Annotated in this window: 21 protein-coding genes; 3 read left to right on the top strand and 18 right to left on the bottom strand. The window is 65.4% G+C overall.

Annotated features, from left to right (window positions below):
- Positions 1–18 precede the first annotated feature (18 nt).
- Positions 19–1,497 carry a pyruvate kinase gene (gene pyk / locus WFP44_RS13235; protein WP_336927037.1) on the top strand — a complete coding sequence of 493 codons (1,479 nt, stop codon included), beginning with the start codon at positions 19–21 and terminating at the stop codon, positions 1,495–1,497.
- An 8-nt stretch (positions 1,498–1,505) separates the two neighbouring features.
- Here pyk and WFP44_RS13230 read toward each other — a convergent pair whose 3' ends face one another.
- The 6 genes from WFP44_RS13230 to WFP44_RS13205 are packed head-to-tail and all read right to left on the bottom strand — an operon-like array spanning position 1,506 to position 6,571.
- Positions 1,506–1,838: a hypothetical protein gene (locus WFP44_RS13230; protein ID WP_336927036.1), complete on the bottom strand. Its 333-nt coding sequence runs from the start codon at positions 1,836–1,838 to the stop codon at positions 1,506–1,508.
- A gap of 19 nt (positions 1,839–1,857) precedes the next feature.
- On the bottom strand, positions 1,858–2,829 hold the full coding sequence (locus WFP44_RS13225) for a fumarylacetoacetate hydrolase family protein (RefSeq protein ID WP_336927035.1): 972 nt from the start codon (positions 2,827–2,829) through the stop codon (positions 1,858–1,860).
- The gene (locus tag WFP44_RS13220; RefSeq protein WP_336927034.1) at positions 2,826–3,392 is read right to left on the bottom strand and encodes a cupin domain-containing protein; all 567 of its coding nucleotides are present in this window, start codon (positions 3,390–3,392) and stop codon (positions 2,826–2,828) included. Before WFP44_RS13220 ends, WFP44_RS13225 begins: the two co-directional genes overlap by 4 nt.
- A complete protein-coding gene (locus tag WFP44_RS13215; RefSeq protein ID WP_336927033.1) occupies positions 3,389–4,543 on the bottom strand; it encodes an alpha/beta hydrolase family protein in 1,155 nt (384 codons plus the stop codon). The genes WFP44_RS13220 and WFP44_RS13215 overlap by 4 nt, the downstream gene beginning before the upstream one ends.
- Positions 4,544–4,548: 5 nt before the next feature.
- Positions 4,549–5,451 (bottom strand): VOC family protein, encoded by a 903-nt coding sequence (locus WFP44_RS13210; RefSeq protein WP_336927032.1) that lies wholly within the window; start codon positions 5,449–5,451, stop codon positions 4,549–4,551.
- A 13-nt stretch (positions 5,452–5,464) separates the two neighbouring features.
- Entirely contained in the window at positions 5,465–6,571 is a 1,107-nt protein-coding gene (locus WFP44_RS13205; RefSeq protein WP_336927031.1) for an FAD-dependent oxidoreductase, read from the bottom strand.
- Between the two features lie 79 nt (positions 6,572–6,650).
- Between WFP44_RS13205 and WFP44_RS13200 the strand changes: the two genes are divergently transcribed.
- Positions 6,651–7,568: a LysR family transcriptional regulator gene (locus WFP44_RS13200; protein WP_336927030.1), complete on the top strand. Its 918-nt coding sequence runs from the start codon at positions 6,651–6,653 to the stop codon at positions 7,566–7,568.
- Here WFP44_RS13200 and WFP44_RS13195 read toward each other — a convergent pair.
- Genes WFP44_RS13195 through WFP44_RS13155 form a run of 9 tightly spaced genes read right to left on the bottom strand, consistent with a single transcriptional unit; the run spans position 7,565 to position 15,125 of the window.
- Positions 7,565–7,831, bottom strand: a complete 267-nt coding sequence (locus WFP44_RS13195) for a hypothetical protein (protein ID WP_336927029.1) — start codon at positions 7,829–7,831, stop codon at positions 7,565–7,567. The two genes, WFP44_RS13200 and WFP44_RS13195, sit on opposite strands and share 4 nt — an antisense overlap.
- On the bottom strand, positions 7,828–8,262 hold the full coding sequence (locus tag WFP44_RS13190) for a chemotaxis protein CheW (protein WP_336927028.1): 435 nt from the start codon (positions 8,260–8,262) through the stop codon (positions 7,828–7,830). The genes WFP44_RS13195 and WFP44_RS13190 overlap by 4 nt, the downstream gene beginning before the upstream one ends.
- Positions 8,263–8,287: 25 nt before the next feature.
- The gene (locus tag WFP44_RS13185) at positions 8,288–8,659 is read right to left on the bottom strand and encodes a response regulator (protein ID WP_336927027.1); all 372 of its coding nucleotides are present in this window, start codon (positions 8,657–8,659) and stop codon (positions 8,288–8,290) included.
- 17 nt (positions 8,660–8,676) lie between these two features.
- Entirely contained in the window at positions 8,677–9,231 is a 555-nt protein-coding gene (locus tag WFP44_RS13180; protein ID WP_336927026.1) for a chemotaxis protein CheD, read from the bottom strand.
- Positions 9,232–9,236: 5 nt separating this feature from the next.
- Positions 9,237–10,262, bottom strand: coding sequence for a protein-glutamate methylesterase/protein-glutamine glutaminase (locus WFP44_RS13175; protein ID WP_336927025.1), 1,026 nt, complete (start codon positions 10,260–10,262; stop codon positions 9,237–9,239).
- Positions 10,259–11,131 carry a CheR family methyltransferase gene (locus WFP44_RS13170; protein ID WP_336927024.1) on the bottom strand — a complete coding sequence of 291 codons (873 nt, stop codon included), beginning with the start codon at positions 11,129–11,131 and terminating at the stop codon, positions 10,259–10,261. Before WFP44_RS13170 ends, WFP44_RS13175 begins: the two co-directional genes overlap by 4 nt.
- Positions 11,128–13,320, bottom strand: coding sequence for a chemotaxis protein CheA (locus tag WFP44_RS13165; RefSeq protein WP_336927023.1), 2,193 nt, complete (start codon positions 13,318–13,320; stop codon positions 11,128–11,130). The genes WFP44_RS13170 and WFP44_RS13165 overlap by 4 nt, the downstream gene beginning before the upstream one ends.
- The gene (locus tag WFP44_RS13160) at positions 13,317–13,577 is read right to left on the bottom strand and encodes a chemotaxis protein CheX (protein WP_336927022.1); all 261 of its coding nucleotides are present in this window, start codon (positions 13,575–13,577) and stop codon (positions 13,317–13,319) included. The genes WFP44_RS13165 and WFP44_RS13160 overlap by 4 nt, the downstream gene beginning before the upstream one ends.
- 21 nt (positions 13,578–13,598) lie before the next feature.
- Positions 13,599–15,125 (bottom strand): methyl-accepting chemotaxis protein, encoded by a 1,527-nt coding sequence (locus WFP44_RS13155; protein WP_336927021.1) that lies wholly within the window; start codon positions 15,123–15,125, stop codon positions 13,599–13,601.
- A 208-nt stretch (positions 15,126–15,333) separates the two neighbouring features.
- On the opposite strand from WFP44_RS13155, the gene WFP44_RS13150 reads away from it, so the two are divergent.
- Positions 15,334–16,362 carry a chemotaxis protein CheB gene (locus tag WFP44_RS13150; RefSeq protein ID WP_336927020.1) on the top strand — a complete coding sequence of 343 codons (1,029 nt, stop codon included), beginning with the start codon at positions 15,334–15,336 and terminating at the stop codon, positions 16,360–16,362.
- Between the two features lie 8 nt (positions 16,363–16,370).
- On the opposite strand, the gene WFP44_RS13145 is transcribed toward WFP44_RS13150, so the two are convergent.
- Genes WFP44_RS13145 through otsB form a run of 3 tightly spaced genes read right to left on the bottom strand, consistent with a single transcriptional unit; the run spans position 16,371 to position 20,337 of the window.
- Positions 16,371–17,843 (bottom strand): alpha,alpha-trehalose-phosphate synthase (UDP-forming), encoded by a 1,473-nt coding sequence (locus WFP44_RS13145; RefSeq protein WP_336927019.1) that lies wholly within the window; start codon positions 17,841–17,843, stop codon positions 16,371–16,373.
- Entirely contained in the window at positions 17,825–19,657 is a 1,833-nt protein-coding gene (locus WFP44_RS13140; protein ID WP_336927018.1) for a glycoside hydrolase family 15 protein, read from the bottom strand. The genes WFP44_RS13145 and WFP44_RS13140 overlap by 19 nt, the downstream gene beginning before the upstream one ends.
- Entirely contained in the window at positions 19,642–20,337 is a 696-nt protein-coding gene (otsB, locus tag WFP44_RS13135) for a trehalose-phosphatase (RefSeq protein WP_336927017.1), read from the bottom strand. Before otsB ends, WFP44_RS13140 begins: the two co-directional genes overlap by 16 nt.
- Positions 20,338–20,477: the final 140 nt, after the last annotated feature.

Below are 20,477 nucleotides of genomic sequence, written 5' to 3'. Positions count from 1 at the left end.
TGCCATAGGCTTTGGCCCATGACCACAGCCAAGTCCACGCGCCTGCCGCGCCGTTCCCGCAAGATCAAGATCCTGGCAACGCTCGGCCCGGCCAGCAGCGATGCCGATGTGCTGCGCGCGCTGTTTCGCGCCGGAGCCGATGCCTTCCGATTCAACATGAGCCACGGCGACCACGCCATGCACGAGGCGAATTTCCGCCGCGTGCGCGCGCTGGAAAAGGAATTTGGCCGCCCCATCGCCATTCTGTGCGACCTACAGGGGCCCAAACTTCGCGTGGGCACCTTTGCGCAAGGCAAGGCGGTGATCGCCCATGGCGCGCGCTTCACGCTGGATCGCGATCCTGCGCCGGGCGATGCGACGCGCGTGTGCCTGCCGCATCCCGAATTGTTCAAAGCGCTGGATGTAGGGCAACGCTTGCTGATCAATGATGGCAAGATTCGCCTGCGCGTAGTGGAGGTGACGACCGGCTCGATCACCTGCATGGCCGAAGTGGGCGGGGTGATCTCCGACCGCAAGGGCGTGAACGTGCCCGATGCCGAAGTGCCGATCCCCGCGCTGACCGACAAGGACCGCGCCGACCTTGCCTTCGCCATGGAACAGGGGGCGGACTGGATCGGCCTTTCCTTCGTCCAGCGGCCCGAGGATGTGGAGGAAGCCAAAGCGCTGATGGGCGGGCAGGCGTTCCTGTGCGCCAAGATCGAAAAGCCGATGGCGGTGAAGCGGCTGGACGAGATCATCGCCGCCGCCGATGGCGTGATGGTGGCGCGTGGCGATCTGGGGGTGGAAATGCTCCCCGAAGAAGTGCCGCCGATCCAGAAGAAGATCGTCAACGCCACCCGCCTTACCGGCAAGCCGGTGATCGTGGCGACGCAGATGCTGGAAAGCATGATCGAAAGCCCCACCCCGACCCGCGCCGAAGTGTCCGACGTGGCGAACGCGGTGTATGACGGGGCCGATGTGGTGATGCTGAGCGCGGAGACCGCCGCCGGGGCATGGCCCGAAGAAGCCGTGCTGATGATGGATTCGATCGCCGCCCATGTGGAGGCCGACGAAGGCTACAAGGCGCGGGTGCGGATGCTGGAAACGCCATCCGATGCAACCGTGGCCGATGCGCTGGCCCATGCCTGCATGACCATCGGCGATACCATAGATCTGAACGCGATCTGCGTGTTCACCGACAGCGGCTCCTCCGCCAGGCGCGTGGCGCGCGAGCGGCCCGCCGTGCCGTTGATGGTGCTGACCCCGTCGGTCAAGGTCGCACGGCGCGTGACGCTGTTGTGGGGGGCGCACCCGGTGGCCACGCGCGATATCGGCAGTTTCGAGGAGATGATCGCCAAGGGCAAGCGCATGGCGTTGCGCCACGGCTTTGGCGGGGCGGGCGCGCGCGTGGCCATGCTGGCCGGCGTGCCCTTCGGCAAGAGCGGGGCCACCAATCTGCTGCATATCGTGGGGCTGACCGGCGACGAGCTGGATCAGCACCCCTCCGGTCAGGACTAAATCGCCGCTCAGCCGTCCAGCTTGTCGAACTCTGCCTGGATTTCGGCCAGCTTGGCATTGGTCAGCGTGGCAGGCTCATACTGTTGCACACCGCGCAGCGTATTGGGCCGGCCCAGCGACTGGAACATCTCGTTGGCATAGACCGCCGGGATCAGCCGTTGGAGAATGGCGGCAGCTTCCGGATCATCAAGCAGCGTGCCCACCGGGGTCGTCTCGACCGAGTAATTGCGCGCCTCGCGGGCTTCCTGCGCCTGGTCCTGTTGCGCCAGACTTGCCCCTGCGCCCAGCGGCAGAGCCAAGGCCGCCAGTGCGGCAGCGAGGTAACGGGTTGCCGATTTCATTGCATTTCCTCCACCAGAATTAATCAGCGCAGATAACGCGCTGGTCGATTTCCCCAAATGGCTGCGCCCCATGGGCATCCACCGCCGCCATGCGCACCCGGTCGCCCGGTTTCATGTAGCCCGTCACCGGCGCGCCGCCGCTGGCGATCATCTCGATCGCGCGGCGTTCGGAAATGCAGCTGGAGCCGACGCGGGCATAGTCCCTGTTGGCCACCGTGCCCGATCCGATGATCGTACCCGCCGCCAGATCGCGCGTGGCCGCGGCATGGGCAATGAGGTCGTGAAAACCGAAGGTCATTTCGCGGCCATTGGCTGCGCCAAACCGCGCACCGTTCCAGTCCACCTGCAAATCGAGGCACACGCGCCCGTCCTGCCAACCATCGCCCAGCGCGTGCGGCGTGACTGCAAAGGGCGCGGCGGAGCAGGCGGGCTTTGCCTGCACCCAGCCAAAGCCGGTCTTCATTTCGGGCACCGCCAGATGGCGCAGCGACCAGTCGTTGACCTGTAGAACCAGCCGGATCCGCCCCGCTGCATCGGCGGCAGATGTGCCCATCGGCACGAAATCGGTGACGACGGCAAACTCGCCTTCGAAATCGATCCCGCCTTGTGCATCGGGGAAGGGCACATCGTCCCGCGGGCCGTAGAAGCGGTGCGACATGCCCTGATACATCAGCGGCTTTTCCTGCACGATCGGATCATGGCCAAAGGCGACCTGCATCAGATCAGCATGGGTCTTGAACGCGGACGCATCGAGCCATTGCCACGCGCGCGGCAGGGGGGCCATCAGGCTGGCGGGATCGAGCGGCTCGCCCGTGCCCATCTCCACCCCTGCGGCGAGATCGGCCAACAGCGGCACGGCCTCGCCCCAGCGTTCCAGCGCCTCGCGCAGATTCGGCAGGCCGGGGCCGGCGGCAATTCCGCGCGTGCCATCGGCCGAGACGACCAGCAGTTCCCCGTCAGGCGTTCCGTTGGCGCGGCTGGCCAGCTTCATGCGAGGCCGTCCACATATTCCCCGTCGATGAGGATGAAAGCGATGCGGCAATTCGCGTCCGACCGGTTGGCCCAGCCGTGATTGGTGCCGCGCTGGATGATGATGTCGCCCGCGCGGCACACGGTCTCGCCTTCGTCGAGGATCAGGACGATCTCGCCTTCCAGCACGATGCCGTAATCCACCGTCTCGGTGCGGTGCATTCGCGCGTGGCGCGAGCCTTCGCCCGTGTAGGAGGATGCCTCGGCCGCGCCCACTTCGGCGAAATGCGCGGCGGCTTCTTCGGGCGTTACATCGTCGAGGCGCTCGCCATCAGGCGGAATGTCGAGCACGCGGATGCGGGTGCCTCCCTTGGGCGGCACCAGCTTGATGCCCTCTTCCGGCGGTTCGCCCGATGCCCGGTCAATCTGCGCAGGGCTTGCGGTCGTGTTCCATACCTCAAAGAACAGCGGCCCGGCGTCCCCGCCAATGCGCTGGACACGCGGCACGGGGCCGTCTTCCTGAAACACCGCGCGCCCTTGCGGATCATGCCCGGTGACGATGCGGCGGATCGGCTTCTCGCTCATGCTGTATGCCCTCCCAGCGTGTCGGCAAACCAGTCGGCAATGTAATCGCGCCCGAAGGTCAGATTGTCCGCCCCCACATGCTCCACCCCGCCTTCGCGCGCCGTGAAGATCTTGAGTTCGCGGCGCGGAGAATTGACCAACTGGTCATAGGCCTGGTGCGCATATTCGAGCGAAATCTGCCGGTCCTTCTCGCCATGGGTGACAAGGAACGGCACGCGGATGCGGTCCATATGTCCGTTGAGGTTCATGTCGGCGGACTTGGCGAGGAAATCCTCCATGTCGGTGGCACCGAAAGTCCAGAACACATGCGCCCAGTAATGCGGCACGGGGTTCTCGCCTTCGCGGCGGATGCGCTTGTCCTGCACTTCGCGCCAGTTGTGGTTCGCGCCCCATACCGCCCCGCTGGCAAAGCGCGGTTCATAGGCCACCGCGCGCGGCGAAAAATGCCCGCCCAGCGAGATACCCGCCATGCCGATGCGTGACGGATTGACATCGCTGCGCCCCTCCAGCCAGTCCACCGCGCGGCTTGCCCAGTTTTCCGAATGCGGATCAACCGGCAGACCTTGCAGCCGCAGCGCCTCGCCCGTGCCGGGCTGATCAACGCACAGCGTGGAAATGCCGCGCCGCGCCAACGCGTGCGGCAGGCGCGACCAGAACAGCAGCTCCTTCGTGCTGTCGAGCCCGTTGCAATAGACCACCACCGGGCGCGGCCCCTCGCCAGCACCGGGGGTAAACAGCGCGGGCATGGTGCCTGTGGCCAGCGGCACTTCCACCCGTTCGCGCGGCAACTTGCCCAGCGCGGTGGAACGGGTGAATGCATCCAGAGCGCGCGCGTAAGTCTCCTTGCGCCCAGCAGACCCCTGCGCCTGCATCCGTTCGGCAACCAACAGGTAGAGCGAGGCGCGCTCCAGCTTGTCCGAGGCGGAAAACGCCCGCCCGCGTGCCTCGTCCTCTGCCGCAAGGTCCAGCAGCGTGTCAGCCTTGGCCACCCAGGCGGCCATGAAATCGCCCGTTGCCGCATCGCCCGCCAGCGCCGCCTCGCGGATGGGCGCGCACATGTCGATGATCTCGCCAATCTGCCCGCCGCTTTCCAGCGCCATGGCGACCGACAGGTTCCAGATATAGTTCGGGAAATATTCGAACAGGGCCACGCGCCTTACGCCTCCGCCGGCTGGAACAGGCGCGCATCGGGTGCGGCGTGCGGCATGGTCTGCGGCCCGCCGACACCAATGCCCCACTGGTCCATGATCCGCGGCGCAGGCTCGTGCACCTTGGCCACGTGGGTGTCGAAATCCACTTCCTCCAGTTCGGCGGTGTATTCCACGGCAAAGCCCATGGGGGTGACGAAATAGCTGAAGGTGTTGTCGCCCGCCGTGTGCCGCCCCGGCCCCCAGCGAATGTCGATATCGCGCTGTTTGAGGCGCGAGACACCGCGCAGCATCCCGTCCACATTGGTCATGTCATAGGCGACATGGTTGAGGCAGGGCGGCCCCGGCAAAATCGCCACGCGGTGATGCGCCGAATTACAGCGCAAAAAGCACATGAAATCGCCCAACCAGTCGGACACCTTGAAGCCCAGCACATCGGTGAAGAAGACCACCATTGCCTTGTGATCGGGCGAATGCAGCACGATGTGGCTGATGCGCAGCGGGATGCCTTCCCAGCGGTCCACTTCGCGCGAAGGGCCAGTGGCGACATCGCTGGAAATCTCGAACGGCAGGCCATCGGGCGAGAAGAAGCGGAAGCCGTAGCCGCCGCCGGGCGAGGTCAGATCGCGGGGCGCGTGAATGATGCGGCACCCCGCCGCTTCCACGCGGGCCTTCAGATCGTCCACATCGGCGCGGCTGTCAGCGGCCAGCGCGATCACATCGACATGGTTCGCATCCGATGCTCGCAGGCGCACCACGTGATGCTCCTTCGCGCCGACCGCGCGGAAATAGGCCATGCCGTCGTCCGCAGGCACCTGTTCCAGGCCCCAGTTCTCGGCATAGAAGGCGCTTTCGGCGGCAATGTCGGTGACGCCATAGCCCACATAGCGGATTTCGGTAACGCGGCTCATCACATCATTTCCTTCAGATCGGTTCCGCCACGCGGGCGAACATTTCGGCAGTGGCCTTGGCGTTGTCGACCGGCGGCCCCTTGCCCAATTGCCCCATGCAGATGGCAAGGCTGGCATCGACGATATAGGCGCAGCGGTCGAACCGGCGCGCGCGGTAGGCGGCAAAGGCTTCCTGCGGAGTGGTGTGGCGGGCAATCTCCTCGGCCAGCACGATCGCATCCTCGATCGCCATGCCTGCACCCTGCCCCAGATGCGGCGTGGTGGCGTGCACCGCATCGCCCAGCAGCACAACGCGGCCCCGGTGCCAGTCGCCGCGCAGAATCAGCCCTTCGAGCGGCCGGTAGACCACGCCCTCGTCCTCGGTAATCTGTGCGGCAAGATCAGCCAGCGGCGCAGGCACCTTGGCGCGCATCACCGCCGCCAGCCCTTCTGTCGGATACCACGGATTGTCGGGTTCGGGCGTGGTGACATACATATACATCAGATCGGCGCTGATCGGCACCAGACCCGCCCCGATGGGGCCGTTATAGACGTGCAGCGCGTCCATCCCGTCGGGCCGGGGCAGGTTGTAACGCCACACCGCCTGGCCCGTAAATTGCGGCCCGGCTTCGTCGGGAAGGATCATGCCGCGCATCTGCGAATGGACGCCGTCGGCACCGATCACCAGATCGTATCGCTCGCTGGTGCCGTCAGAGAAGGTGACATCAACGCCTTCCCCATCATCCGCCAGCGTGGCGACGGTCAGGCCCAGCCGCACCTCGGCCCCGGCGGCTTTGGCGGTATCGGCCAGCAGTTGTTGCAGCGCGCGGCGGCCAATGCCCACATTGGCAGGGCAGCCTTCGATCAGGCGGTGTGAGGGAACGCGTGCGACCTCCATGCCATTGGGCGCGTGGACAGCAACGAAATCAAACCCGACAGAGCCTTCCAGAAAGGCACCCAGAAGGCCCAGATGGTCCATCGCGCGCAGGACATTGCCCTGCTGGATGATGCCCACGCCATAGACGCTCCATTGCGGATCGCGCTCCACCAGAGTCACCCGGTGTCCGTCCCGCAACAGGGCAATCGCCGCCGTCAGCCCGCCGATTCCGGCGCCCACGGCAAGAATGTTCAATCTCTCCATACGGGCCATGATGGCGGAACATTCAGGATAACGAAAATCGATTGTTTTTATCCTGATCGATAATCATTATGGATGCCTCATGCGTTTCAAAGGCTTCGATCTCAACCTGCTGGTGGCGCTTGATGCGCTGGTGGAGGAACGCAGCGTGTCGCGCGCGGCAGAGCGGCTCAACCTGTCGCAACCGGCGATGAGCGCAGCGCTGGCGCGGCTCCGCCAGTTCTTCGGCGATCCGCTGCTGGTAGCGCAAGGCAAGCGGATGATCCCCACCGCGCAGGCGCAGGCGCTGCACCGCGATCTGGGGCCGGTCATCGCCCGGCTGGATGCGTTGATTGCGCGATCCACCGCGTTCGATCCGCTAAGCTCCACGCGCACCTTCCGCATCTGCGCATCGGATTATCTGGTGGCGGTGCTTTTCCCGGCGGTGATTGCCGACCTTACGCGGCTCGCCCCCGCCATCGGGCTGGATATCGTGCCGCCTTCGCAAGCCGCGCAGACCGAGCTGGAGCGCGGCGAGATCGACCTGTTGCTGACCCCGCAGGAACATTGCATTCCCGGCCACCCCACGCAGCTCCTGTTCGAGGAAGCGCATGTGGTGGCGGGCTGGCGCGGCAATCCGGCGCTGGACGAGCCCTTGACGCGCGACGGATTTCTGGCCGCGGGCCATGTGGCGGTGCGCGTGGGCCAGGGCGCGCGCGCCAGCTTTGCCGAAAGCCAATTGGCCGCGCTGGCGGCAGAGCGGCGGATCGAGATTACCGCCGCCTCCTTTACCAGCGTGCCCGACCTGCTGGTGGGGACAGACAGACTGGCGGTGATGCACCGCCGGCTGGCGCAGGTGATGGCGCGCCGCCTGCCCATTGTCTGGCAGGACATGCCCTTCGCCTTTCCCGTGATGCGCCAGATGATGCAGTTCAATCAGGCGCGGCAGGACGATTCCGGCCTAGCCTGGCTGATGGCGCAACTGCGCCGCCATGCGGGCGGGGACGCCTCCCCTTGCTAGTTGCGATGGTCGCGCAGGCGGGCCGCCAGATCTTCCAGCCCCAGCGCCTGCACCGCGCTGGTCAGGCATTCGGCGCGCAGCAGATCGGCCAGCGCGTGCTGGTGCTGCGCGATGCGGTCGATTGCCTGCAACTGCGTCATGTGGCGCGCGACCGTGGCAGGGTCGCGGCACAGTTCCTGACCCAGTTCCTCGATCTCCTGCCCCAGCAGATCGAGCACCTGCGCCACGCGGCCAATATCTATCGGAACGAAAGGCTGGCTCATGCCGCGTCGGCCAGCGTGTCGCCCGTATCCAGCCGCATCAGATCGAGCACCATCACCATCCGGTCGCCCAGCGCGGCAAGGCCGTGCAGGAACTGAACCACCTCGTCCCCACCCGTGCTGGGCGGCGGCTGCATGGCATCTTCCTGCAAGGCGACGATATCGCTTACCGAATCGACCACCAGGCCCACGGTCTGCGCACCCAGCTGGATCACGATGATCGCGTGGCGCGGCGTCGCCTCGGTCGGTTCCCAGCCAAGGCGCGAGGCAAGATCAACCACCGGCAGCACCGTGCCGCGCAGATTCACCACCCCCACGACATAACGCGGCACCTGCGGCAGGCGGGTGGCGGGCGTCCAGGCGCGGATTTCGCGCACGGCCATGATATCGAGGCCGAAGAGCTGCCCGGCGACTTCGAAAGTGATCAGTTCCATATGCGTCGTCCTTCCAGCAGGTGTATCAATGGGCAACGCGGCGCACCGCGGCCACCAGCTTTTCGGCATCGAACGGTTTCACGATCCAGCCGGTCGCCCCCGCCGCCCGCGCCCGCGCCTTCTTCTCGTCCGAACTTTCGGTGGACAGGACAAGGATCGGCCGGTCGCAATGCCGCCGCCCCGATCGCACCTGTTCGATCAGGCCAAACCCGTCGAGGCGCGGCATGTTGATATCGGTGATGATCACATCGACATCGTTCAGCGCCAGCCAGTCGAGCGCAGCGAGGCCATCATCGGCCTGCGCCACGTCAAACCCGTTCGCACCAAGCGCGTGCAGCAGCAGGGCACGCATGCTGGCGCTGTCATCAACCGTCAGAATTCGCAGGGCGTTACTCATCGCGCGGTTCACTTTCGTCAGAACAATTCGACATCGCCCGATATTGCGGGCTTGCGGGGGGTGGGGGTGGTTTCGGAAACAAGCGTATTGGCCACCGTGCGGCAGCGCACCTGCCCGTGGGCCGGGCGGAACTCCACGCGGCGGGCCGATGTGCCGCCCAAATCCTCGCGCAGCAGCGGGATCTTTTCCTGTTGCAGGAAGCGGCGGGCGAAATCGGCGTTCATCGTGCCGATCTGCGCCATGCCGGCGCGCATATTCGCTCCGCCATACAGATGCGCGCGCAGCCGGTGCTTGGCCGCGCCATAGGTGAGCATCTCGTTGATGAGCACTTCCATCAGATAGACGCCGTAATGCTCGTCCACGGCAGCAGGCGCATGGCCCTGCGGCGGTTCGGCCAGCAGGAAATGGTTCATCCCGCCCAGCTCCACCTCCGGATCATAGAAGCAGGTCGCCACGCAGCTGCCCAGCACGGTCGAAAATTCGACCCGCGGGCCGGCGCTGACCCGCGCCTGCCCCTGCAGGATGGTAATGCGCGTGAGGGGCTTGGACGCGATTGGGGTGTGCGCAGTCATGGCTGTCATGCCGCCTTTCGCAGCACATGGCGCGCAATGCTGCCGATGGGCGCGACGACACTGGCCGCCCCCAGCGCAATTGCGGCGCGCGGCATACCGAACACGGTGCAGGTCGCCTCGTCCTGGGCAATGGTCAGCGCGCCGGCCTGCGCCATCGCCAGCAGGCCGTTGGCGCCATCGCTGCCCATGCCGGTCAGCAGGATGCCAACGCCCGCATTGCCGAATATCTCAGCCATCGAGGCGAACAGCACATCGACACTGGGCAAATGGCCCGACACAGGATCCCCCGGCCGCAAGCGGATGTAATGGCTGCCGGTGCCGCCCACGCGCATATGCCGGTCGCCGCCGGGTGCGAAATAGACATGGCCTGCCTTCATCGGCATATCAGGTTCGGCCATCACGACCTGCGCCGCACAGATTTCATCAAGCGAGCGGGCAATTGCCGGGGCAAAGCGGGCGTTGACATGCTGCACGATCAGCGTGGGCGGGCAATCCGGCGGAAAATCGCGCAGCAGGATTTGCAACGCCTCCACGCCGCCAGTGGAGGAGCCGATGGCAATGGCACGCACATCGAACGGAAGGCTGGGCGCCGCGCGCCGCGCCAGCGTGGCGGCCCGCGCAAACCGGCCGCTGTAACGCATCTGGCTGGCCTGGCGCACCAGCGCGGCCAGCGCGCCTGCATCATCCAGCGGCAGGCCGCCCGAACGGTCGCATTTCGAATAGCAATCGACCGCCCCTAGGGCGAGCGCGCGCGCAGTCAGCTCGTTGCCTTTCTGCGTCATGCCCGACACGATAATCACCGGCGTGGGGCGCAGCGTCATGATCTTTTCGAGGAAGTCGAGGCCGTTCATGCCCGGCATCTCGATATCCAGCGTCACCACATCGGGATCGAGCTGCTTGATCAGCTCGCGCCCTTCGGCCGCCGTTGCGGCAGCGGCCACCACGGTAATATCCGGCTCCTGCGACAGGCGCGCGGTCAGGATGGCGCGCATGGTGGCGGAATCGTCGACTATCAGCACGCGGATCGTCATGCGGCCCTCCGCCGGTAGATGGTGGGGCCAACCTGGTCGAGCAGATCGGTGGCCGGGCCGGACACGCGCTCGCTGTGGCCGATATACAGGAAGGCGCCGGGCCGCAGCCGCTGCGCGAAACGCAGCACCAGCTTTTCCTTGGTCGGCTGGTCGAAATAGATCATCACATTGCGGCAGAAGATCGCCTCGAAGCTGCGCGCCATGGGCCATTCGCCCATCAGATTGAGCTGGCGGAACCGCACAATGGCGCGCGCCTCCTCGCGCACGCGCACCTCGCTGTCCTGCATCGTCAGCCAGGCCTTGCGCAAAGCGGGCGGCACGTCCTTCACCTCCGCTTCCGAATAGGACGCGGCCTCGGCCCGGCGCAATACCTGGTCGGCAATGTCCGACGCCAGCAGGCGCACATCGCGTTTCAGGATCGCCTGCCCTTCGCGCCGGTCTTCGCCCAGCAGCGTCAGCACCAGCGACCATGTCTCCTCGCCGCTGGAGCAGCCCGCCGACCACAGCCGAACAGCTTCGCCCTGTTCCAGCCGGTCAAGCAAAGCGGGGCGCGTCACTTGCGCGAAATGCGCGAAGTGATGCGCCTCGCGGAAGAAGAAGGTGTGGTTGGTGGTCAGCGCATCGACCGCACATTTGCGTTCGGCCGCATCCTGCCGGATCAGCGCGATATAGTCGGCAAAGGTCTGGACGCCCGCTCTGCGCACCAGCGGGGCAATGCGCGAATAGACCAGCATCGCCTTGCCATCGGGCAGGACATTACCCGATTCGGCATAGATCAGCTCGGCAATTGCCCGGAAATCGGCGTCGGAATAGACGCCGGGGCTGACACCGGGCAGGCGCTCTTCGGCAAAGGCAGCTGCCAGTGTCATGCCGCCTCCCGCACCGGGTTTGCACCTGAATTCTGGCCCAGCGCAGAGGCGACAAGACCATCGACATCGAGGATCAGCGCCACGCGCCCATCGCCCAGAATGGTCGCGCCCGCGACACCTTCGACCGCGCGGAAATTGGATTCCAGGCTCTTGATGACAAATTGCCGCTGGTCGCTGATTTCGTCCACCAGCAAGGCCGCCTGCCCCAGCGCCTGCGTATCCACGATGATCAGCACGCCCTCGCTCGCCGCCTTGGGCACACCGCCATGGCCGGTATGGTTGGCCACCGGCACGATCGGCACAAAGCGCCCGCGCACATTGAGCATCTGGCGCGACGAGCCCAGTCCCTGCACATCGCCCGGAGGCGGGCGCAGGCTTTCCACCACATGCGTCAACGGAACCACCAGCGTCTGATCGCCTACATTCACGATCATCCCGTCCGAGATCGCCAGCGTCAGCGGCAGCGCCAGCGTGAAGGTTGTGCCCTTTCCGGCCTCGGATTCGATGGTGATGCGGCCGCCCAGTTCCTTCACGTTCTGGCGTACCACATCCATGCCCACGCCCCGGCCCGATACGCTGGTGACCGCCTGCGCGGTGGAAAAGCCGGGCGCAAAGATCAGACTGTCGATGTCTTCGGGCGAAAGCTGGGCATCGGCAGCAACGATCCCCTTCTCGATAGCCTTCTGCAAGACGCGCGCGCGGTCGATACCCTTGCCATCATCGCCAATGCGGATGAGGATGCGGCCCGAACGCTGCTCTGCCGAAAGCGTCAGCGTGCCTTCGGCGGGCTTGCCGGCCGCCAGCCGTTCCTCGGCGCTTTCGATGCCATGATCCACCGCATTGCGGATGAGATGGGTGAGCGGTTCGCCCAGCCTTTCGAGCACGGTCTTGTCCAGTTCCGCGCTTTCGCCGATGATTTCCAGCCGCACATGCTTGCCGGTGGATGCCGCCAGTTCGCGCAGGATGCGCGGCACGCGGCTGAAGACCGAGCTGATCGGCTGCGCGCGGATCGCCATGGCGCTTTCCTGGATCTCGCGCGTCAGCCCTTCGAGCATGGTCAGCTCGTCCTTCGATCCGGGATCGCCCGCCAGCCGCTGCGCCAGCATGGCCTGCGCGATCACCAGTTCGCCCACCGTGTCGATCAGCCGGTCGAGCTTGGCCAGATCGATGCGGATCGATTGGCCGGCAGCGGGACTTGGCGGCGCGGGAGGCTGGGACGATGCAGGACCGGGCGGCGGAGCCGCAGGCGCTTCGTCCGCAGACGCCTGCACGGCAGACGGCGCAGTCGGCGCGGCAGGCGCACCGGTGCCATGAGGCGGAGTAAGGTGAGCAGACGGAGCGGCGGCAGGGGCAGGCGCGGACAGGCGCAGCGGCGGAATCCCCGCGTCGGAGCCGGTGGCAAGGCCCCAATCCTCGCGCACGAAATCGAACAGGTCGAGCGCATCGGCTTCGGCCACACTGGCGGGCAGGGCGAATGTCCAGCCCAGATAGCCTTGCGCCGGGTCAAATGCGTCAAGCGCGGGCACTTGCGAAAGGTCGCAGGTTACGCAGCGCGCGCCCATCGCCGCCAGTTCACGCAGCAGGGCCAGCGGCTCGGCCCCGTTCTGCATCGCCTCGCCATGCGCGCGCAGATGCAGATGCCATTCGCGGGCCGGAGTATCGCTTGCCGGAACGGGATCCGCTGCAGGGCCGACAAGCGTGTCGAGCAGCGAATCCAGGTCGAGGTCGAAATCGTCCTGTGTTGTTGCAGCGGGCGGAGCCGTTTGGGGTGCAGGGGCAACAGCCGGCGCAGGAGCAGAAGCCCCGTCGCGATTGGCCGCCTGCGCAGCGGTGAGTTCAGCCAGCAGCGCCGCATCGTCCGGCGGATTGTCCCCGTCGCGCGCCGCGTTGACATGATCGCTCAGAGTATCGAGCGCGCGCAGCAGCAGGCTGCACAATGTCTCATCCAGCGCCACCGCGCCTTCGCGCACATCGGACAGCAGCGTTTCGAACGTGTGGGTATAAGCCTGCAAGGCAACATAACCGAACGCGCCCGCGCCGCCCTTGATCGAATGCACGCCGCGAAACACGCTGTTGACTGTATCGTCATCCTGCGTGCCTGCCTGGCAGGCGGCCAGACCCGCCTCGGCCACAGCCAGTGATTCCTCGCATTCGACAAAGAAGATCTGCTGAATTTCCTGCGGCGTCATTTGGCAACCTCATCGAGCAGGACGTTCTCAAGACCCGTCAGCCGCGCCGCCTCGCGCAGCTTGTCGGAAGGGGCGATGCGGACCAGGGCAAAGCTGCTCTTCGCGCTGGCCAGCAATTGCAGCATCGCCTGCCCCACCTGCTCCGCCTGCCGGGCATCGACGTCGAGCACGTCCGCCCCGATGGCCGCGACAAATTCGGGAAACAGCGCCATTGCGGCGGCGCGGTCGCACCGGGCGGGCAAGGTGATCGTGGTCATGTGCGTGCCTTCTTCCAGCCGTCAGAATTCGGCCCAGTCCTCAGCGCCCGTTGCGGGCTTGAGGGCCAGATTGCCTCGCACCAGCGGCGCCGGACTGGCGGCCCTGCGGCGCGAAGGCGGAGAAAAGACGAGCACCGGCTCGGTCGTCGCCGCTGCCGCAGAGGCAGGCTGGAAACGCGTCACCAGCCGCATGAGCCCGGCGGATTCATCGGCCAGCCCGCGCGCGGCAGCGGTCGATTGTTCGACCATGGCGGCGTTCTGCTGTGTCATCCGATCCATTTCGCTGACCGCAGCGTTGACCTGTTGCAGGTTCTCCGCCTGGGCGCTGGCGGCATCGGCAATGCCGCTTACCAGCTCGTTCACATCGCCCACCTTGGTCACGATGCGTTCCAGCGCTGCGCCGGTCTGCCCGACAAGCTGCACGCCTTCGGCAACCTGGCTTGAACTGGTGGTGATCAGCGCCTTGATGTCCTTTGCCGCATCGGCGCTGCGCTGGGCCAACGCGCGCACTTCGGTCGCGACCACGGCAAAACCCTTGCCTGCATCGCCCGCACGCGCGGCCTCAACCCCGGCGTTAAGCGCCAGAAGATTGGTCTGGAAGGCAATCCCGTCGATCACGCTGATGATCTGCGAAATCTGCTGCGCCGATGCCTCGATCGCGGCCATTGCGTCCACCGCACGCGACACCACCGCGCCGCCTTCGGACGCATCGTGATGCGCGCCGGCAATCGCCTGCTGCATCTCGCGGGCATTTTCCGCCGTGCCGCGCACGCTGCCGGTCACCTGATTCATGGCGGCCGAGGTTTCTTCCAGCCGCGCGGCCTGCTGTTCGTTGCGCAGCGCCAGATCATCGGACGCGGTGCGGATTTCGGTGGAGGCGGTGGAGATCGAATCGATGCCCGACACGATGCCGGCCATCATCTGCTGCAACGATTCCATCGCCGCGTTGAAATCGCCTTCCGCGCGGGCAAAGGCTTCGGGAAGCCCGCTCATCCGGGCGGCCAGATCGCCCTGCGCCAAGGCCTGAAGCGCATCGCCCATGCCGTCCAGCGCCGCATCGCGGGCCCGCCCTTCAGCCGCGAAATAGCTCGACAGCGCAAGGTCCATATCGAGCAGGGACGCGCGCACCAGCAGCGAAATCTCGCGCGCCTGGCGCCGCTTCCACGGCAACAGGCCCCAAATACCCGACGCCACCAGTCGGTGAATCATCTGGTCGAGGATCAGGCCGTATCCACCAATGTACCAGCGCGGGTCGAGCCCGATTTCAGCGTGGACATTGCCAATGGTTGTGGCGCGCGCCACGTAGCTCTCGCTCACCCCCTGCTCGAACATCGTCGTCCAGTGGCTCTTCTGCGCGCGGGCCGCCTTGTCCATCTGATCGCGGCCGGAAAACAGCCCCGCAATCGCAGGGACGCGGGAAATGGCGGCGTAAAACTGTTCGAGTGCGCCATCGAGCGAGGTGCCGATTTTCCGGCCCAGCCGCTTCAGCGCGTCGCCATGTTCCGCAAGGCCATAAAATTGGAGCCGTTGCGTCAAGTCTTCAGCCATTGTCCAGTTTCCCGTCCGGAAGTCATATCCCCGCAACTGGAACGGCGCTGGACGCCTCCCGATTGCAGCAGGAAAGCTGTTAACCTTGAAGGTGAACCGTCACCCTAAGCGGGGCATAGGGTTAGTCCCTAGGCGGACGGGCAAGGGAACCTTCAGCCATCGCGCCTAACACCGGCAGGCCGCTAATGCTGAAAACAAGGGTTGTACGATGCGCGATGCACGGGTTCTGGTTGTCGATGATTCCGCCGCGATGCGGGCGCTGTTTTCCGACATTCTGGATCAGGCGCGCGGGGTGACCGTGGTGGGTACCGCGCGCGATGCCGCCGATGCGCGCCAGCAGATTCCCGACCTGAAGCCCAATGTGCTCACCCTCGATGTCGAAATGCCGGGCATGAGCGGGATCGAATTCCTGGCCGAAATCATGGAAGAACAGCCCATGCCGGTCGTCATGCTCTCCAGCCTGACGCAGAGCGGGGCCGAAACCTCGCTGAAAGCGTTCGAGCTGGGCGCAGTGGAATGTTTCCCCAAGCCGCTGCGCGCCACACCCGAACAGTTCAACCAGATCGTCGCCGACCTCGGCAAGATCGTGCTGGCGGCGGCCAATTCGAACGTGCGCGACAAGCCGCGCCTCGTCACAGAACGCGCCGAAGCTGTTCCCTTTGACTGGAACGGCCGCATCGTCGCCATTGGCGCATCGATGGGCGGTATCGACGCCCTGACCAGCTTGTTCGCCACCTATCCCGCCAATTGCCCGCCCACCGTGGTGGCGCTGCAGGCCGAACCCGCGCTGGTGCAGACCTTTATCGCCAAACTCGACCGCGAATTGCCATGCGACGTGGTTGCCGCAAGTGATGGCATGGCGCTGCAACAGGGCACCATCGCCATCGCCTTTGACCCGGCGCGCCATGTTGTCGTGGAAAGCAGCGACGCCATGCGCCTGCGCCTTGTGGACAGGGAGCGGGTGGAAGGTGCCCGCCCGTCAGCCACTTTGCTGTTCGGCACGCTGGCCCGCGCCGGAATGCCCGCAGCGGGCGTGGTGCTGTCGGGCACAGGCAGCGACGGTTCGCGCGGCCTGAAGCTAATGCGCGATGCCGGGATGGCGACACTGGTGCAGGATCCCTCCACGGCCACGGTGGGCGAAGCTCCGGCGGCGGCCCTCGCCGCAGGCGGCGCCGAGGAGGGGCTGGCGCTCGAAGCTCTGGCAGGCGCGCTGCTTCTCGCCTGCGCCAACCAATAGCTCGCGCCCTAGGCCCCGGGCAGCGGGACCAGTTGCAAATTGCCGCGTGCGGGCTGGTTTGAACCCTGATCGCCACCATGCCCGGCAAGGTCCCGGCGGAATGCCTCGGTCCACCACTGGATATTGTCCTCGCGGATGGTCCCGATCATGGCCTGATAGCGCGCTTTGCGTTCCTCCAGCGGCATGTCGAGCGCCAGGCGGATCGCATGGCTCAGATCGTCGGGGCTGTAGGGGTTGACCAGCACGGCCCCCTTGTCATCCTTGCCCAATTGTTCCGCCGCCCCGGCAAAGCGCGAGAGGATGAGCACGCCGGGATCTTCGGGGTCCTGCGCGGCGACATATTCCTTCGCCACCAGGTTCATGCCGTCGCGCAAGGGGGTCACAAGGCCGATCTTGCACGCGCGGAAAAAGCCAAAGAGTTCGGCGTGCGAATAGCCGCGATTCACATACCGGATCGGCAGCAGATCGACTTCGCTATACGCTCCGTTCAGTTGTCCGGTCTTCTGTTCGAGCGTGTGGCGAATGTCCTGGTAACTCTGCACGTCCTCGCGGCTGGGCGGGGCGATCTGGATGAACACGAAATCGCGCACGCGCTCGGGATTCTGCTCCAGAAACCGGCTTATGCCGTCCAGCCGCTCGGGCAGCCCCTTTGAATAATCCAGCCGGTCGACGCCGATCATCGCCACGCGGTGGCGGGTGGAAGAGACCAGCCTTTGTTCGGCCCGGTGCGCCTCCTCGGTGCGCCCCTCGGCCTGGAAAGTATCCCAGTCGATCCCGATCGGATAGGTGCGCGCGGTTACCGTGCGTCCATCCAGCGTGATTTCGCCCGTGACCTCGTTCACCTCGGCACCCATTTCCTTGCGGCAATATTGCAGGAAGCTGTCGCGCCATTCATCGGTCTGGAAACCGATCAGGTCGTATTGCATCATCGCCGCCACGAGCCGCTCGTGATAGGGAAGCGACACGAACAGCCGGGTTGGCGGCCACGGAATGTGCAGGAAAAAGCCGATCCGATTGGTCATTCCGCGCGCGCGCAGCCGTTCTCCCAGCGGCAAGAGATGGTAATCATGCACCCACACCAGATCATCCGGTTCGATCAGGGGGCTGACCGATTCGGCAAACATCTCGTTCACGCGTTCATAGCCCTTGCCCGTCTCGCGCTCGTAACGGGTCAGGTCGAGCCGGTAATGGAACAGCGGCCACAGCGTCGAATTGGCGTAGCCGTTGTAATATTCATCCACATCGCGGCTCGACAGGTCGATCGTTGCCGTGGTTACGCCGTCGCTGCGTTGCAGGTTGATAGTGCCACTTGCCTCTTCGCTTTCCTGCCCCGACCAGCCGAACCATATGCCGCCCTGATCGCTGAGCGCGGAATTGAGCGCGCCCGCAAGGCCGCCCTGCGCACCGGCCGCGCCGCGCGCTTGAGGAACCGCAACGCGGTTTGAGATGACTATCAGACGTCCTATCGCACTTCGCTCCATGGTTTGGATAACAAGCCAGCGCAGTTAATGATCCCGACAAGTGAATAGGTTTGCGGGAAATTGCCCCACAGCTCGCCCGTGTCGTAATCCAGATCCTCGCTCAGCAGGCCCGATCGGGTCGTGTGGCTGATCATCGTGGTGAACAGGCGGCGCGCCTCGGCATCGCGGCCCACCAGATGCAGCGCTTCTATCAGCCAGAAGGTGCAGACATTGAACGCGGTTTCCGGGGCGCCGAAATCGTCCTCTGCCGCGTATCGCAGCATGAAGTCGCCGCGCCGCAAATGCTTCTCCACCGCGGCAAAGGTGGACCGGAAGCGTGGATTGTCGGGCGCCAGGAAGCGCAGTTCGACCATCTGCAGCAGGCTGGCATCGAGATAGCCGGCCTGAAAGCTCGCGCCGTAATGGCCGCCATCCTCGCCGTCCTCCGCCTTCTCGACCCAGGCCTCCGCCTCGATCCGGGCGCGGATTGCATCCGCCCGCTCGCGCCACAGGGCAGCGCGATCGGGCTTGTCCAGCCAGTCCGCCGCCATCGCCAGCCGGTCGCACGCGGCCCAGCTCATCACCGCGGAATAGGTATGCACTTCCTGCCGCGAACGGAACTCCCACAGCCCCGCATCGGGCTGGTCGTGCATGGCCCAGGCCATTTCGCCCACGCGCTCCAGGCTTTCGAAATCATGCTCGTCCGCCATTCGCAGCAGGCGGCGGTCCACAAATGCCTGCACCGTAGGCAGCACGATCTGGCCGTAGCAATCGTGCTGAACCTGAAGATAGGCTGCGTTGCCGCGTCGCACCGGCCCCATCCCGCGGTAACCGGGCAGATCGGTGGCGATGCTCTCCTCCAGCTCGCTTTCGCCCATCACCGAATAAAGCGGCTGGATATTTCCCCCCCGCGCGCCGTCCACGATATTGCGCAGGTAAGCGAGGTATTTCTCCAGCACGTCGAGAGCGCCCAGCCGGTTGAGCGCCTGCACCGTGTAATAGGAATCGCGGATCCAGCAGTAGCGGTAATCCCAGTTGCGCTGCGAATGGGGCGCTTCGGGGATCGAGGTGGTGAGCGCAGCGACGATCGCGCCGGTTTCCTCATGCTGGCACAGTTTCAGCGTGATCGCGCTGCGGATGACAAGCTCCTGCCATTCGAAAGGCGTTGCCAGCCCGCGCACCCACTGCTGCCAATAGGCGGCCGTGCCTTCCTCCATCCGCCGCACCTCCTCGCGCAGATTGCCGACAAAGGGCTCATCCGGGCCAAGGAAGAAATGCACGTCGCGCTCCACCCGGAAACTGCGCTCTTCAAGGATGTAACCGATCGGCGCATCGCTGCTGAGGCGCAGGGCGTGCGCGCCCGTCTGATAGCGGATGTGGTTGCTGCCGCTGGTCGTCTCTGCCCGAATGGCGCCGTAATCGCGCATCGGGTGAAGGGCCATGCGGATGCGCGGATTGCCCGAAACCGGGCGCACGATGCGCGCGAAGGCAACGGGACGATACATCCGCCCGCTGCGCTGGAAACGCGGGCAGAAGTCGATGATATCTACGGCGCTGCCATCGTCTGCTTCCAGCCGCGTCACGAGTATGGGCGTGTTGCGCACGTAATGCTGGGTGGCCGATGTCTGGCCTTCCAGCGCAAATCGCCAGACCCCGTCATCCTGCCTGTCACCGCCCAGCATCGCGCAGAACACCGGATCGCCATCGACCCGCGGGACACAGGCCCAGACAAGTCCGCCGCGCCGGTCGATCAGGCCGCTGACCTGGCAATTGCCGATGGGCCACAATTCCAGATCGCTCGTGACAGCAGGAACATTGCTTACAGATTGAGCCACGCAAACACGTCTTTCACACTTGCAAGGCGATAGCGGGCGCACGTCGCGCCGCCTTCGCCCACCTTGATGCCAAAGCCGCCCATGCGGATGCAGGCGGCAAACCCGTCTTCGTCGGTAATGTCATCACCAATGAAAACCGGGATGGTTCCGGCGAAAGGCATATTTCCGCACAAAAGATGCGCCGCGCCGCCCTTGTCCGCCCCCGGCCAGACCAGTTCGATCACGCATTTGCCCTCCTTTGTGGCGAGGCCATGGTGCTGCGCCAACTGCTTGGCAAAATCGGTGGCCTGATCGCCGAGCTCGGGCCGGGCGCGGTAATGCAGCGCGCCGCCATGCGCCTTTTCCTCGAACAAGAGGCCAGACCGCGATGCGAAAAGGCGCAGATGCTCGCTCACCGCACCGGGCAGGGGGGAACCCTGCCGCAGGACGCTGCCATCGGGCGCAACGATATGCGCGCCGTGCGAGCCAGCGAGCGTCAGCAAACCCGGGCCCAGATGGCGCCGCAGATCCGCCGCGCTGCGCCCGCTGACCAGCGCCAGCGCACCGCCCAGCCTTTCCCCCAGCCGTTCCAACCGCACAGCGAGATCGGCCGGCACGGCAATGGCATCGGGGCCAGGAGCCAGCTCCACCAGCGTGCCATCGAAATCAAGGAAGAGCCCGATACGCGCGTGCTGCTGCAACTCCGCCAAGGGAGGCGGGGGGAGAAGGTTTGCCGGCAAAGTCACGTGGCCTGAGCATAGGGCGTGAAGGCACAGGGTCAACCACGCAAGGACCGGGCAAGGGCCGGGATTGTCCCTTGGCCTTGGCACGAAAAACGGTT

Source organism: Alteraurantiacibacter palmitatis (genome assembly GCF_037154115.1).
GTDB lineage: Bacteria > Pseudomonadota > Alphaproteobacteria > Sphingomonadales > Sphingomonadaceae > Alteraurantiacibacter > Alteraurantiacibacter palmitatis.
This window is presented reverse-complemented; position numbering and strand designations above follow the sequence as displayed.